The organism is Acetobacter sp. AAB5, from assembly GCF_050106715.1.
Taxonomy (GTDB): Bacteria; Pseudomonadota; Alphaproteobacteria; order Acetobacterales; family Acetobacteraceae; genus Acetobacter; species Acetobacter oryzifermentans.
On sequence record NZ_JBNIEW010000004.1, the window covers coordinates 96,505 to 109,348 of the forward strand.

Annotated in this window: 15 protein-coding genes and 1 tRNA gene; 8 read left to right on the forward strand and 8 right to left on the reverse strand. The window is 50.4% G+C overall.

Going from position 1 to position 12,844, the window contains the following annotated elements:
* Nucleotides 1–68: 68 nt before the first annotated feature.
* The 8 genes from hisB to ubiM all read left to right on the forward strand — a co-directional run bounded on the left by hisB (nt 69) and on the right by ubiM (nt 6,212).
* Complete coding sequence (hisB, locus tag ACP7IZ_RS06290) at nt 69–665, forward strand: imidazoleglycerol-phosphate dehydratase HisB (protein WP_426848311.1); 597 nt, start codon at nt 69–71, stop codon at nt 663–665.
* 154 nt (nt 666–819) lie between these two features.
* Nucleotides 820–1,476 (forward strand): imidazole glycerol phosphate synthase subunit HisH, encoded by a 657-nt coding sequence (gene hisH / locus ACP7IZ_RS06295; RefSeq protein ID WP_426848312.1) that lies wholly within the window; start codon nt 820–822, stop codon nt 1,474–1,476.
* Complete coding sequence (gene hisA / locus ACP7IZ_RS06300; RefSeq protein ID WP_426848313.1) at nt 1,476–2,801, forward strand: 1-(5-phosphoribosyl)-5-[(5-phosphoribosylamino)methylideneamino]imidazole-4-carboxamide isomerase; 1,326 nt, start codon at nt 1,476–1,478, stop codon at nt 2,799–2,801. The genes hisH and hisA overlap by 1 nt, the downstream gene beginning before the upstream one ends.
* Nucleotides 2,801–3,577 (forward strand): imidazole glycerol phosphate synthase subunit HisF, encoded by a 777-nt coding sequence (gene hisF, locus ACP7IZ_RS06305; protein ID WP_006115680.1) that lies wholly within the window; start codon nt 2,801–2,803, stop codon nt 3,575–3,577. The genes hisA and hisF overlap by 1 nt, the downstream gene beginning before the upstream one ends.
* Nucleotides 3,578–3,585: 8 nt before the next feature.
* Nucleotides 3,586–4,020, forward strand: a complete 435-nt coding sequence (locus ACP7IZ_RS06310; protein WP_426848315.1) for a phosphoribosyl-ATP diphosphatase — start codon at nt 3,586–3,588, stop codon at nt 4,018–4,020.
* Between the two features lie 6 nt (nt 4,021–4,026).
* Nucleotides 4,027–4,401, forward strand: coding sequence for a histidine triad nucleotide-binding protein (locus ACP7IZ_RS06315; protein WP_426848317.1), 375 nt, complete (start codon nt 4,027–4,029; stop codon nt 4,399–4,401).
* 33 nt (nt 4,402–4,434) lie between these two features.
* Nucleotides 4,435–5,031: a nitroreductase family protein gene (locus ACP7IZ_RS06320; protein WP_426848318.1), complete on the forward strand. Its 597-nt coding sequence runs from the start codon at nt 4,435–4,437 to the stop codon at nt 5,029–5,031.
* Complete coding sequence (gene ubiM / locus ACP7IZ_RS06325) at nt 5,028–6,212, forward strand: 5-demethoxyubiquinol-8 5-hydroxylase UbiM (protein WP_426848320.1); 1,185 nt, start codon at nt 5,028–5,030, stop codon at nt 6,210–6,212. Before ACP7IZ_RS06320 ends, ubiM begins: the two co-directional genes overlap by 4 nt.
* A gap of 19 nt (nt 6,213–6,231) precedes the next feature.
* Here the strand turns inward: ubiM and ACP7IZ_RS06330 are convergent, their stop codons facing one another.
* The 8 genes from ACP7IZ_RS06330 to mnmG all read right to left on the reverse strand — a co-directional run bounded on the left by ACP7IZ_RS06330 (nt 6,232) and on the right by mnmG (nt 12,843).
* Nucleotides 6,232–6,648, reverse strand: coding sequence for a DUF4186 domain-containing protein (locus tag ACP7IZ_RS06330; RefSeq protein ID WP_426848321.1), 417 nt, complete (start codon nt 6,646–6,648; stop codon nt 6,232–6,234).
* A 47-nt stretch (nt 6,649–6,695) separates the two neighbouring features.
* Nucleotides 6,696–7,250: a phosphate-starvation-inducible PsiE family protein gene (locus ACP7IZ_RS06335; protein ID WP_426848322.1), complete on the reverse strand. Its 555-nt coding sequence runs from the start codon at nt 7,248–7,250 to the stop codon at nt 6,696–6,698.
* A gap of 207 nt (nt 7,251–7,457) precedes the next feature.
* Complete coding sequence (locus tag ACP7IZ_RS06340) at nt 7,458–8,153, reverse strand: glutathione S-transferase (RefSeq protein ID WP_426848323.1); 696 nt, start codon at nt 8,151–8,153, stop codon at nt 7,458–7,460.
* Between the two features lie 374 nt (nt 8,154–8,527).
* A tRNA-Lys gene (locus ACP7IZ_RS06345) sits at nt 8,528–8,603 on the reverse strand.
* Nucleotides 8,604–8,672: 69 nt separating this feature from the next.
* Nucleotides 8,673–9,596: a ParB/RepB/Spo0J family partition protein gene (locus ACP7IZ_RS06350; RefSeq protein ID WP_426848324.1), complete on the reverse strand. Its 924-nt coding sequence runs from the start codon at nt 9,594–9,596 to the stop codon at nt 8,673–8,675.
* Nucleotides 9,593–10,390: a ParA family protein gene (locus ACP7IZ_RS06355; protein ID WP_006115701.1), complete on the reverse strand. Its 798-nt coding sequence runs from the start codon at nt 10,388–10,390 to the stop codon at nt 9,593–9,595. The genes ACP7IZ_RS06350 and ACP7IZ_RS06355 overlap by 4 nt, the downstream gene beginning before the upstream one ends.
* Complete coding sequence (gene rsmG, locus ACP7IZ_RS06360) at nt 10,383–10,979, reverse strand: 16S rRNA (guanine(527)-N(7))-methyltransferase RsmG (RefSeq protein WP_426848325.1); 597 nt, start codon at nt 10,977–10,979, stop codon at nt 10,383–10,385. Before rsmG ends, ACP7IZ_RS06355 begins: the two co-directional genes overlap by 8 nt.
* Nucleotides 10,963–12,843: a tRNA uridine-5-carboxymethylaminomethyl(34) synthesis enzyme MnmG gene (gene mnmG / locus ACP7IZ_RS06365; protein ID WP_426848326.1), complete on the reverse strand. Its 1,881-nt coding sequence runs from the start codon at nt 12,841–12,843 to the stop codon at nt 10,963–10,965. Before mnmG ends, rsmG begins: the two co-directional genes overlap by 17 nt.
* Between the last annotated feature and the right edge of the window lies 1 nt (nt 12,844).

A 12,844-nucleotide genomic window follows, 5' to 3' on the forward strand; every position in this document is an offset into this window, starting at 1 on the left:
AAGAGGGGTTTAGCCCACCGCGGCCCTCATGGTGTTATGCCCCATCTTGGGCTATACTGGTTTCCATTATGAAAGCATCGCGCCAAGCCACCATCCATCGCGTTACAAGCGAAACCGATATCGCCATCACCCTTGATCTGGATGGATCCGGGCAGGCCGATATTCAGACCGGACTCGGTTTTTTCGATCATATGCTAACGGCATTAGCCAAGCATGCCCTGTTTGATCTGAAAGTAGCCGTAAAAGGTGACCTCTATATTGATGGTCATCACAGTGTTGAAGATACAGGCATTGCCATTGGCATGGCCCTAAAACAGGCTTTGGGGGACAAGCGTGGCGTGCGCCGTTTTGGCCACGCCCTTGTGCCGTTGGATGAAGCTTTGTGCGAAGCTGTGGTTGACCTTTCCGGTCGCCCCTTTCTGGCATTTGATGCCACGTTTACGCGTGATCGCATTGGGGATCTGGACACCGAACTGGTGGAAGAATTTTTCCGGGCCTTTGCCATGTCCGCCATGCTCACACTGCACCTGACAGAAAAAGCTGGTAAAAATTGCCACCATATTGCCGAGGCCGCGTTCAAGGCACTTGCGCGTGCATTGCGTATGGCTGTGGAACCAGACCCACGGGCGCAAGGCAGCATTCCTTCCACCAAAGGCGTGCTATAATTTTTTATACGGGTTAATAACCCAGCCCTGCCCGATACACCTGTTTTGCAGCGCTGGGCACAACCGAGAAGAACGCAAACCTGTCTGGGCTGCATGCACCTTATTATATTGGTCAGCAGAAATCAGACAGGGTCACCAGCAACAAGAGGGTTCCATGACCCAGCCTCTTTCCATCGCCGTTGTTGATTATGAAGGCGGCAATCTGGCGTCCGCTGCCCGTGCAGCCCTGCGGGCTGCTGAGCTTTCGGGAATTGCAGCCGATGTTGTTATCACCAACGAACCCGCAGCTGTCCTGCAAGCAGACCGTATCATCCTACCCGGGCAAGGCGCGTTTGCAGATTGCGCCCGTGGGTTGGAAGCCATCCCGGGCCTGAAAGATTCTATTCTGAACGCCACAGCCAATGGTACACCCTTTTTAGGCATTTGCGTTGGTATGCAGCTTATGGCTGAACGCGGGCGGGAACATGGTGTAACAGAAGGGTTTGGATGGATTCCGGGGGAAATTACCCTCATGGAAGCCACAGGCCTGCGCCTTCCCCAAATGGGCTGGAACGAGCTGGAGCTTCATACACAACACCCCCTTACCCAAGGCTTGGGTAAGGCGCCGCATGGATACTTTGTGCATTCCTACGCACTCCAAAATACTGCGACAGATGTTCTGCTTGCCACCACAGATTATGGTGGCAGCGTGCCTGCCATAGTGTGTAAGGGGAATGTTGCGGGTACACAGTTCCATGTTGAAAAAAGCCAGACAGTTGGCCTCAAGATTCTCGCCAATTTTCTGAGGTGGGATCCGAAAGCTCCCGTATAATGACCCGGAACAAACGCGTTCAACGCATTCTTAACCTAGAAGAAGATGACCTTCAGGCCTTATGTGAAGCCGTAGATGCTTCCATTCTGGATGGTGGCGGCTTTGGCTGGCTTCAGCCACAAGGGCGGCAGGTGCTGGAGCGCTACTTCAAAGGCCTGCTGCTTGTGCCAGAACGTATGCTGTTTGTTATTCGGCATAACGGCGTGATTGTAGGATGTGCACAGCTTGTACGCAGCGCCCGTAATAATGAGCTGCAAGCCATGTGCGTTACTCTGGCGCATTTGTTTATTGCGCCATACGCGCAGCGTCAGGGCCTCGGCACAGCCTTGTTGCACGAAGTGGAAAATGCAGCCCGCAGCATGGGCTTTCGGATTATGAATACCGAAGTGCCTGAAACACAGGATGGCGCCATTGCCCTCTTCCGTAAGGCAGGTTTTCTACATTGGGGCACACACCCCCTCTATACCCGCTTGGGCGACACTTACCTGCGCGGTCTGTACTTCACCAAATCATTAGATACAGACCATCTCCCCCTTTCCTCTTCCTTTCAGCAAACGCGGCCTGAAACCATGACAACAGCATCCTCCATGCATCCCCTTACCCTTTACCCAGCCATTGATCTCAAGGATGGGGCCTGCGTGCGCTTACGCCGTGGGGAAATGGATGATGCCACCGTGTATTCAGACAACCCCGGTGCACAGGCACTTGCATGGGAGGCCGCAGGTTTTAAATGGCTGCATGTTGTGGATCTGAACGGTGCCTTTGCCGGACAATCTGAAAACGCAGATGCCGTACGTTCCATTGTGGAATCAACAGATATTCCCGTCCAGCTTGGTGGTGGCCTGCGAGACATGAAGGCTATTGAAGCATGGTTGGAAGCCGGTATCAGCCGCGTTATTTTGGGCTCTGTTGCCGTAAAAAACCCCGCCCTTGTGCGTGAAGCCTGCCGTGCTTTCCCAGGCCGCATTGTTGCGGGCATTGATGCCAGATCTGGCCGCGTTGCAACCGAAGGCTGGGCCGAGGTTTCTGACATGCAGGCAACTGAACTGGCCCTTCGTATGCAGGAAGCTGGCGTTGCATCCATCATCTTCACGGAAATCAGCCGTGATGGCATGCTGGAAGGGCTGGATGTGGAACAGACCGTGACATTGGCCAATACGGTTTCCATTCCCATTATTGCCAGCGGTGGCGTTGGCAGCATTGAGCATCTGATTGCTCTGCGGGAAGCCACGCAGGACGCTCCGGGCATTGAAGGCGTGATTGTAGGCCGCGCGTTGTATGATGGCCGCGTAACCCCAGCAGAAGCCCTGAAGGTATTAAGCTGATGCTGAAACTACGCGTTATTCCGTGCCTGGATGTTAAAAACGGCAGAGTGGTTAAAGGCGTTAACTTCGTTTCCCTGCGCGATGCGGGAGACCCGGTTGAACAGGCCGCTGTTTACGATGCCGCCGGGGCTGATGAACTGACCTTTCTGGATATCACCGCCAGCCATGAAAACCGTGATACGATTCTAGAAGTTGTTAGCAAAACAGCCGAAAAAATCTTTCTTCCTCTCACAGTCGGAGGGGGGGTGCGCACAACGGATGACATGCGCCGCCTTCTGCTGGCAGGCGCAGACAAATGCGCCATGAACTCCGCCGCGGTCAACCGTCCTGAACTGGTAAACGAAGCGGCCAACAAATTTGGTAGCCAATGCGTTGTTGTTGCCATAGATGCCCGCCAGACAGCACCGGGAAAATGGGAAGTGTTTACCCACGGTGGCCGCACTTCTACCGGGCGAGACGCCATAGATTGGTGCCGTGAGGTTGCAGAACGTGGCGCTGGGGAAATCCTACTCACATCCATGGATCGGGATGGTACAGGAACAGGGTTCGATCTGGAACTTCTTAAAGCTGCAACGCAGGCCGTAAGGCTTCCCATTGTTGCATCTGGCGGTGTGGGTAAGCTGGAACACTTTGTAGAAGGCGCCAAGGCCGGAGCAACAGGCCTTCTGGCAGCAAGTGTTTTCCATTTTGGCCAGTTCACCATTCCTCAGGTTAAAGCGGCATTGTCAGAAGCTGGCTTGCCGGTTCGTCCTTCCCCCGCCCCTTTTGCAGGTTAACCCGTATCATGACAAAAAAAGCACCTTCTAAAACAGAAGCAAAAACAGACACAAAATCTAAAAAGAATAAAGAGGTTCTTTCTCTTCCAGAAATTTCAGAAGCAGATATTTCCGTTCTGAACCGCCTTTATGATGTTGTGCAAAGCCGCAAAGGCACAGATCCTTCCGTAAGCCACTCAGCCCGCCTGCTTTCCCGCGGAACTTACAAAATTGCCCAAAAGTTTGGGGAAGAGGCTGTAGAATGCCTGATTGAAGCCGTAGCCGGGCGTAAGGATCTGCTGATTGGTGAAAGCGCTGATGTGCTCTACCATCTTATTGTTTTGTGGGTAGATGCCGGCATTACCCCAGATCAGGTTTGGGCAGAACTTCAGCGCCGCGAAGGCACAAGCGGCATTGCAGAAAAAGCCGCACGTTCCAAAACAACAAAATCTGTAAAGGAATAATCAGAAATGGCTGTAACAGGTAGAGGGCCATATGACCCGCAAAATGTTTTTGCAAAAATCCTTCGCGGTGAAATCCCCTGCAAGGCTATTTTTGAGAACGAATGGGTTCTGGCATTTTATGATATCGCGCCCAAGGCACCTGTTCATGTTCTGATTATTCCCAAAAACCCTTACGTTTCCTTTATGGATTTCAGCCAAACAGCACCCGCAGAAGAAATTGCAGGTGTTATGCGTGCTGCAGGCCAGATTGCGCTTGATCTTGGACTGGAAGAAAACGGCTATAGGTTAATTACGAATGCGGGCCTCCATAGTGGGCAGGAAGTGCCTCACTTCCACATGCATCTTCTTGGTGGAAAAGCATTGCCAGCCTTCCCGGCCTGATCTTTTGTTTCTTATCCAGACGGACATATCCCTATGACACCCATGGACATGCTTTTATCCCGTGCATCAACGGATCATCTTCAGGCTCCGGCACCATCTGAAGCGCAAATGGCCGAGGTTTTAGCTGCCGCTATGCGGGCGCCAGATCACGGAAAGCTACGTCCATGGCGCTATGTTATTGTAAAAGATGATGCACGCCCGCTGCTGGCTGAGCGTATTGTTACCAGTATGGTTCGACTTGATCCGGACGTACCCGAATTTAAAAAAGAAAAGCGCCTTAAAAGATTTTCCACAATTCCCATGACACTCGTTTTGGGCATGCATCTACGCCCAGAACATAAAATTCCTTTATGGGAACAGGAAATGACTGTAGCCGCAGGTGCCATGAACATCCTGAATGCACTGCATGCATTAGGCTTTGGTGCTGTTTGGGTTTCTGGTGATGTTGTGAATGACCCGGTTCTTGCGGAAGAACTCGGCTTTCCTGCCCCCCATAAATTGGCAGGTTTTTTGTTTATCGGCACACCAGATGCACCGCTCCCCACACCCAAGCGCCCAGACCCGGCTGAATTTACCGCTACATGGCAAGGCCAGCCGGTAAGTTTTGCAGCTGATGGAAAAACACCATGACACATATAACAGACGCCGTTGTTATTGGTGGTGGTCCGGTTGGGTTGGCAACGGCCCTTTCATTGGAAAAAGCCGGCCTTTCTGTAACCGTGCTAGAACGTTCTCCGCTCCCTGTATGGGAAGAACCTTCCTTTGATGGGCGGGAAATAGCCCTTACACATTATTCTATGCGTATTCTTAAAGAATGCGAAGCATGGGACCATATCCCGCAAAGCGTTATCTGCCCCTTACGGGAAGCGCATGTGGAAACAGGAAGTTTTCGCCATCCGCTTACATTTGATACAAATGGGCGCGGAGAAGAAGCACTTGGCTGGCTAGTTTCTAACAACCACATTCGGCGTGCCCTCTTTGCCGCAGCAAGCGAGAAAGAACGCATTCACCTCCAGCCACACACCAGCGTAGAAACAGTAAGGCAAGGCCAAGATTATGCCGCCGTCCATCATTCAGGCGGACAGATCAAGGCACGTCTTGTCGTTGGGGCTGATGGTCGCTTTTCTCCTACGCGCAGGCGCGCAGGTATTGGCGCTATTGTGCATGATTTCCACAAATCCATGCTGGTTTGCCGCATGGCGCATGAATCGCCTCATCACAACATCGCCCTGCAATGGTTTGATGAAGGACAGACGATAGCCTTGCTGCCAGTGAATGGTATGGCGTCCTCTTTAGTTCTTACGCTTCCTGCACACGAAATACAGCGCCTGCTCGCAACACCGCGCGATGAATTCAATGCGGAAATTACCCAACGTGTTGGGGCCAGATTGGGACAAATGCGCCTTGTCAGCACGCGCCATGCTTATCCACTTAAGGGTGTATATGCGCATCGCTTCGTAGGTCGGCGTTTAGCTTTGGTTGGAGATGCCGCCGTGGGGATGCATCCCATCACAGCGCACGGTTTCAACCTGGGGTTGAAGGGGCAAGAAACGCTGGCACAATGCATTGGCGCAGCCTTTAACGCTCAGGCTGATGCCGGGAATGCACGTGCCTTGCGGCAGTATGAACGGCAACATAGGCGTGCAACTGCTTTGTTATTTGCTGGCACGAACGGCATTGCCTCACTTTACACGCATGATGCGTTGCCATTTAAACCCATTAGGCAAGCGTGCATCCGTCTGGCAGACAGGTTCACGCCCTTTAAACAGGCAGTCACTACGCTTCTGATGGATAAAAAAACAACGGCTTGATTGTAAAAAGGCAGCCTGATTAAAGGCTGCCTTTTTTATTTTCACGTTCTAATTCACGTTCCAACCACCCCATAATAACAGCGAGCACATAGGTCTGCTGTATTGGAGAAAGAGGCTGGTATTTTACGAAACCATGCCATTTTTCCAAGCATGATCTACAACACGTGCCCGTAGCATGTTGCGCTACAAAAACAGGATGGCCCTTCCAGGGAGTCTGCTTGCCATCTTTTTTCGGATTTGCCGGAGCAAGGCGCCGAGCAATAAAGTCTCGCCCATGCTCAGCCACCACAGGCAAACCTTTGTCTGTCAGATACGTCATATCCTGACAGTTTAAGTGAAACCTACTCCGAAAAGATGACCTTGCAAGCCGGCCCCACAAGGCATCTGACACCGCAGGAAGTCTTTGCTCCTGCGGAAAAAGCTCACCCTGCTGCACTGTTATAATGTTCCTGAAAAGCAAAATACAACATTATAACAATGTGGCTATTGCTCATCTGTTTTTACAGGGGGAACAGGCGCCTGCGCAATGAGCTCTCCCTTACCAGTTGCAACACGAATATCCTGTTCACGGATCAACCAGTAAACAACGCCCAAGGCCAAAACAGCAGCAGAAAACGCCAGCATTTCAGCAGGCCTTACTTCGTGCAGATCCAGAATAATAAACTTGCGAGAAACAGCCAGAAGCGCAATGAGCACAATTGTACGTACACGCACAACATCCCGACTATGCGACAAACTGATACGCAGCGAACTTTTAAACTCCAGAGCAATAATCACCGTAAAAATATTGCCAAACACTTCCTGAAAAGCCGGCATGTTTGAAGCATCTATTTGTGATGACATCACCAGATACCAAACTTCCTTGGTAAGGTGCCATGTTGCAATGGTTGTAATAACCATGATCAGGCCAGTAAGAACCAGCATGATCAGAAGTTCAAATCCTTCATAAAGATTCATCTCGAAAAAGCTTTTCCGCAACCGCGATGCTTCACGAGAAAAAGGATCTTGGGACATCTGATTATGATCTGGACTGCTCATGTTTCTCTATACGTTTGGTAAAAAAGGATTTGCACTTCCTATCAGAATATTCTGAAGAAGTTTCAGTTATGATGATTATTCCCTTTTTCAACTTAATCCCAGAGGCTTCCATAAGGCGCGGAGCGTGAAATCCTCCTGCGGTAAAACACATTCATCCTATAAATAAGACAGATACACTTTTTGTTGCGTTTAAATAAATGATCGATATCAGGGCGCAGACTCGCTGATATTATTAGCATAAGCGTATATGCCGCCACGATGTAGGGCGCGCTGATAAGCAGGACGGTTATGAATACGATGCAAGAAGCCTCCTACATGAGGCCGATTGTCTGTTGCTCCAGCACGTGCGGCGGCCGCTTCAAGAGGAAAACTCATCTGAATATCCGCTGCGGTAAAGTCATTACCAGCAAACCATTCATTTTTGGACAGGCTGTTTTCCCAATAATCCATATGCAATTTGAGCTGCGGATTTATAAACTGTGCCTGCGCTCCTTTTGAAATCAGAAAAGCAAACGGGCGGAAAGGTAAAGGCGCCTGTTTGGGCAGCATACCGAATATCAATTTGAGTAAGAGCGGTGGCATGGCAGACCCTTCCGCATAATGCAGCCAGTATATGAAGCGGATATATTCGGGTGTGTCACGCGCTGGAGCCAGTCGGCCACGACCGTATTTATTGATAACATATTCGATAATCGCTCCGCTTTCTGCCAGCGTTACGTTCCCATCCGTATCTGTTATGACCGGAGCCTTGCCCAATGGATGAACGGCTTGCAGGGATTTTGGGGCCATCATGGTTTTAGGATCGCGTTTGTAAAACTGGATATCGTAGGGAAGTTCCAGCTCTTCCAGCAGCCACAGCACCCGTTGTGAACGGGAATTATCCAGATGATGCACAGTTATCATTATATGCGGCCCTTCTTTTAACTGAGATAAATCTCCCGCCCGGCCTTATCCGTCTTGATAGACTGGTTATGGCGTATGAGCCTCGGGCAGAACTGATTATCAGCTAAAAGAAAAGTTCATGGACTTTAGTTCCCGTGTGTCAGCCGAGCACAGCAAGAATAATGGCAACATCCATTGCTTGCTTTCCCCTTTGCTATAAAAACACGTGGAAGCTCTGATAATAGAGAAACAAGACCGCGCAAGCTGCTACAGGCAAAAGCTTACTGCCCAACCAGCAATGGCACTATCTGTTTCAAATGACTGCAGATTAAATCCGGAAGGCTGGATCACTGCCAGCCTTACACTTGAAAACCACCAAAAATTTTAGGAAAGTTTGGTGGGCGCACAAGGGCTCGAACCTTGGACCCGCTGATTAAGAGTCAGCTGCTCTACCAACTGAGCTATGCGCCCTTACAGCATATAACTGCTGAAGTGAGGCAGTTTTTACCACCTCTAAATCATTAAGACAAGTCTGAAAATTTAGGTTTTTAACATAGCCAGCACGGCATCCAGCTGATCCAGGCTTTTGTAATGAATTTGCAAAGAGCCCCCTTTGCGTCCATCAAAATGAACGTGCACCTTCAGCCCTAAGCGCGTACCCAAATCCCGCTCTAAGGCAGAAATTTCGGGATCTTTCATCACTTTAGGTTCTTTGGTTTCAACTTTTGTATTTTTTGCCTGCTCAAGGGCTTTCTGAACCAAAGCCTCTGTTTGCCGAACAGATAACCCTTTAGAAATAACCTCTGCGGCGGCCTGTATGGGGTCTGGATGCGCTAGCAACGCACGCGCATGCCCAGCAGAAAGGGTGCCCTTTTTAAGCTCCTGCCGCAGCACATCAGGCAAACGCAACAAACGCAGCGTATTGGCAACATGGGGGCGAGATTTGCCTATAGCTTTTGCCAGTTCATCCTGGGTTAGGCTATATTCTTCCATCAGCCGACTAAAACCTTCAGCTTCTTCAACCGGGTTCAGATCTGCTCGCTGGAGATTTTCAACCAGAGCAGCTGCCATAGCATCTGCTTCTGAGAGATTCCTGACATGCACTGGCACATCATGGCACTGCGCCAACTGTGCAGCACGCCAACGACGTTCCCCCGCAATAATCTGATAATGCCCCGTTTTATGAGGGTCCGGCCGTACCAGAATAGGCTGGAGAATACCCCGCTCCCGGATAGATTCAGCCAGCTCCTGTAAAGCTTCTGGCTCCATATCCTGACGTGGCTGAAAAGGCCCTGGCGCCAAAACCTCAATCGGTAATGAGCTTGCTGTAGGCGCAGCCTTACTGGCGGATTTATGAGCAGAAGATGCCGGCTCATCTACAGAAGCAGCATCACCCAGCAACGCAGCCAATCCACGCCCAAGTTTAGGACGTGCGGAAGATTTACGTGATGATTGACCACTCATGATACCGATGCCCTCTTCATGACTTCTGCTGCCAATGCCTGATAAGCGGTTGTTCCACTGGCTCTGGAATCATACAGCATAACAGGCTGACCATGGCTCTGGGCTTCTGAAATACGAATATTACGTGGGATAACCGTTTCCAGCACATCTTTACCAAAGAAGCTTCGCGCATCCGCAGCCACAAGCTCAGACAGATTATTTCGTCTGTCATACATGGTCAGCACAATGCCTGCCATTTTCAGTTCTGGGTTCAGGTTTTTCTGCACCCGCCCAATGGTCTTTACCAGATGCCCCAAGCCTTCCAACGCAAAGAACTCACACTGAAGCGGAGCCAGCACACCATCTGCCGCCACAAAAGAATTCAGTGTCAGCAGCCCAAGGCTTGGAGGGCAATCTATAATCACAAAATCCACGGTCTCGCGCAGAGGTTCCAATGCTGTGCGTAATCTGGTTTCTCGGTGCTCAGCATCCACCAATTCAATCTCAGCACCAACCAGTTCTGTATTGGCTGCGATAACTGAAAGATTTTCAATCTCGGTAGGCTGCAAAAGATCATCCGCGACTTTTTCATGCATTAGAAGCGCGTAAGAGCCACCTTTGCGGGAATCATAATCAACGCCCAAACCCGTTGAAGCATTCCCCTGAGGGTCCATATCCAGAAGCACAACTTTAGCGCCATCGGCCGCCAGAGATGCTGCCAGATTAATGGCGGTAGTAGTTTTGCCTACGCCCCCTTTCTGGTTTGCAACAGCAAAAACGTGGCAGGCTTTCCCGCTTTTCTTAACCTTAGACACGATTAAAATTTCTCACTTCCAGAATCATACCATCAGAACTTGTCTGGCTTGGATATGTTTGCACATCCATTTGCCAAACCTGTTCCGCTTCTTGGATTTCCTGCACAGCCTGTTGCCCCTTAAGAAAAACAGCTTTTCCTTTTGGTTGTAACAGCGGGTGCGCCCACTCCAAAAGTTTAACCAACGGGGCCAAGGCCCGCGCTGTTACTACAGGCGCAGGCTGAACTTTTACACTTTCAAGCCTGCATGGCAAAACTTCCAAATCCGTTTGGGTAAGCCGCGCGGCTTCACGCAAAAAAGCAGCCTTCCTTTGGTCCGATTCAATCAAAACCCCAGGTATTCCTGTGGCAATCCCTACCACAACAGCCGGAAACCCACCCCCAGAGCCCATATCAATAAATCGGCTTTGGCCTTGTATCAAAGGAACAAGTTGAAGACTATCCAGAACATGCCGACTCCAGACATTCTCAATATCCCTAGAAGAAACAAGGTTGATACGAGGGTTCCACTTTTCCAGAAGGCTCACAAAGGCGGAAAGTCTTTCTTCTGTTTCACGTGAAACATGAGCACCTTCAGGCCACTTGTGCATGGTGCTGCCCTTTTTTGAGATAAGCCAGAACAGCCATAAGGGCAGAAGGTGTTATGCCCGGTATACGTTGTGCAGCACCAAAACTTTCAGGGCGTGCCTGCTCTAACCTTTCCTGCATTTCTGCACTCAGACCGCCTATTTTTCTAAAATCCATATCTTGAGGGAAACGAATTTCTGTTTCTGCCTCAAGCTGTTTAATCTCGCGCTTCTGCCTTACCAGGTAGCCGCTATAGCGTGCCTCTGTCTTTACATAACTGCGCGCACGTTCAGAATACTCCTGCACCCAAGGTGCCAAGGCTTCTATAGTATTTTCAGGAACTGCCTGCCCTATGACTTCCAGAAGATTTCGGCGGCGGCCATCCTGCGCTACTTTAATACCAACCTGAGCAAGCGCTTGTGGTGGCCAACTTTCTGATTCTGCTTTTTGAGTCAATTGTTCTATCTCGCGCATATCTCTCGCAAAGACTTCACGCCTCTCTGCGCCGATACACCCCCAATCCAACCCTATTGGAGTTAAACGTACATCTGCATTATCAGCCCGCAATGTCAGACGATATTCAGCACGCGATGTAAACATACGGTAAGGTTCGCTCACCCCTTGCGTGGTTAAATCATCAATCATGACACCCAAATAGGCTTTGCCACGATCAAGGCTGACAGCCTGCTGCCCCCCTGCCCTTCTTGCCGCATTTACCCCAGCGAGAAGACCCTGAGCACCGGCTTCTTCATACCCTGTGGTGCCGTTAATCTGGCCCGCCAAGAATAAATTAGGGCACTTTTTAAGTTCCAAAGAAACCGTTAGTTCACGCGGGTCAACGTAATCGTATTCTACAGCGTAACCATATTGCGCAATAACCGCCTTCTCCAACCCTGGAATGGAGTGGATCATGGCATCCTGCACATCTGCTGGCAGGCTGGTTGAAATACCATTGGGGTAAACCAGATCTCCCCCATCGTTATCAGGAAGTGCTTCAGGCTCCAGAAAAATCTGATGCCCTGTTTTTTCTGAAAACCGCACAACCTTATCTTCAATAGAAGGGCAATATCGCGGCCCACGGCCTGAAATAGCTCCGCCATACACGGCAGACAGATGCAAATGCTCTCTGATAATATCGTGGGTTTTTGGAACTGTTGTCGTTATGCCACACACCATTTGCGGATTTGTGATAGATGCCGTCAATCGGCTAAATGGTTCGGGGGATATATCCCCCCTATCAACAGCAAGAGATGCCCAATCTATTGTATCGCGCTTGAGGCGTGCTGGCGTTCCGGTTTTCAAACGCGCAATTCGCAGGCCCAGTTTTTTTAACCGCGATGCCAATGCAACCGAAGGTTGTTCTCCAATCCGCCCCGCCGGCTGGCTTTTATGCCCAATATGAATAACTCCATCTAGGAACGTGCCTGTTGTTAAAACAACAGCACCAGCAGCCCATTGGCGGCCATCTTCACAGGCAACACCAGCAACGCGATTTTGACCATCACAAATCAGATCCGTTACAGCAGCTTCTTCAATATCAAGCCCTGCTGTGTCCGCCAAAATATCCTGCACAGCTTGACGGTATAAAAGACGATCTGCCTGAGCCCGTGGCCCCTGCACAGCAGGCCCCTTGGAACGATTAAGAAGCTTAAAGTGAATACCGGCCCTATCTGCCGCCCGTGCCATAACACCATCCAGCGCATCAATTTCACGCACCAGATGGCCCTTCCCTATACCGCCAATAGCAGGGTTACAGGACATGGCGCCAACTGTATTTTTATGGTGCGTCAACAAAAGCGTTTTGGCACCACAACGCGCAGCAGCGGCAGCGGCCTCGCATCCAGCATGGCCGCCTCCTACCACAATAACATCGTAAGCCTTGTTCATT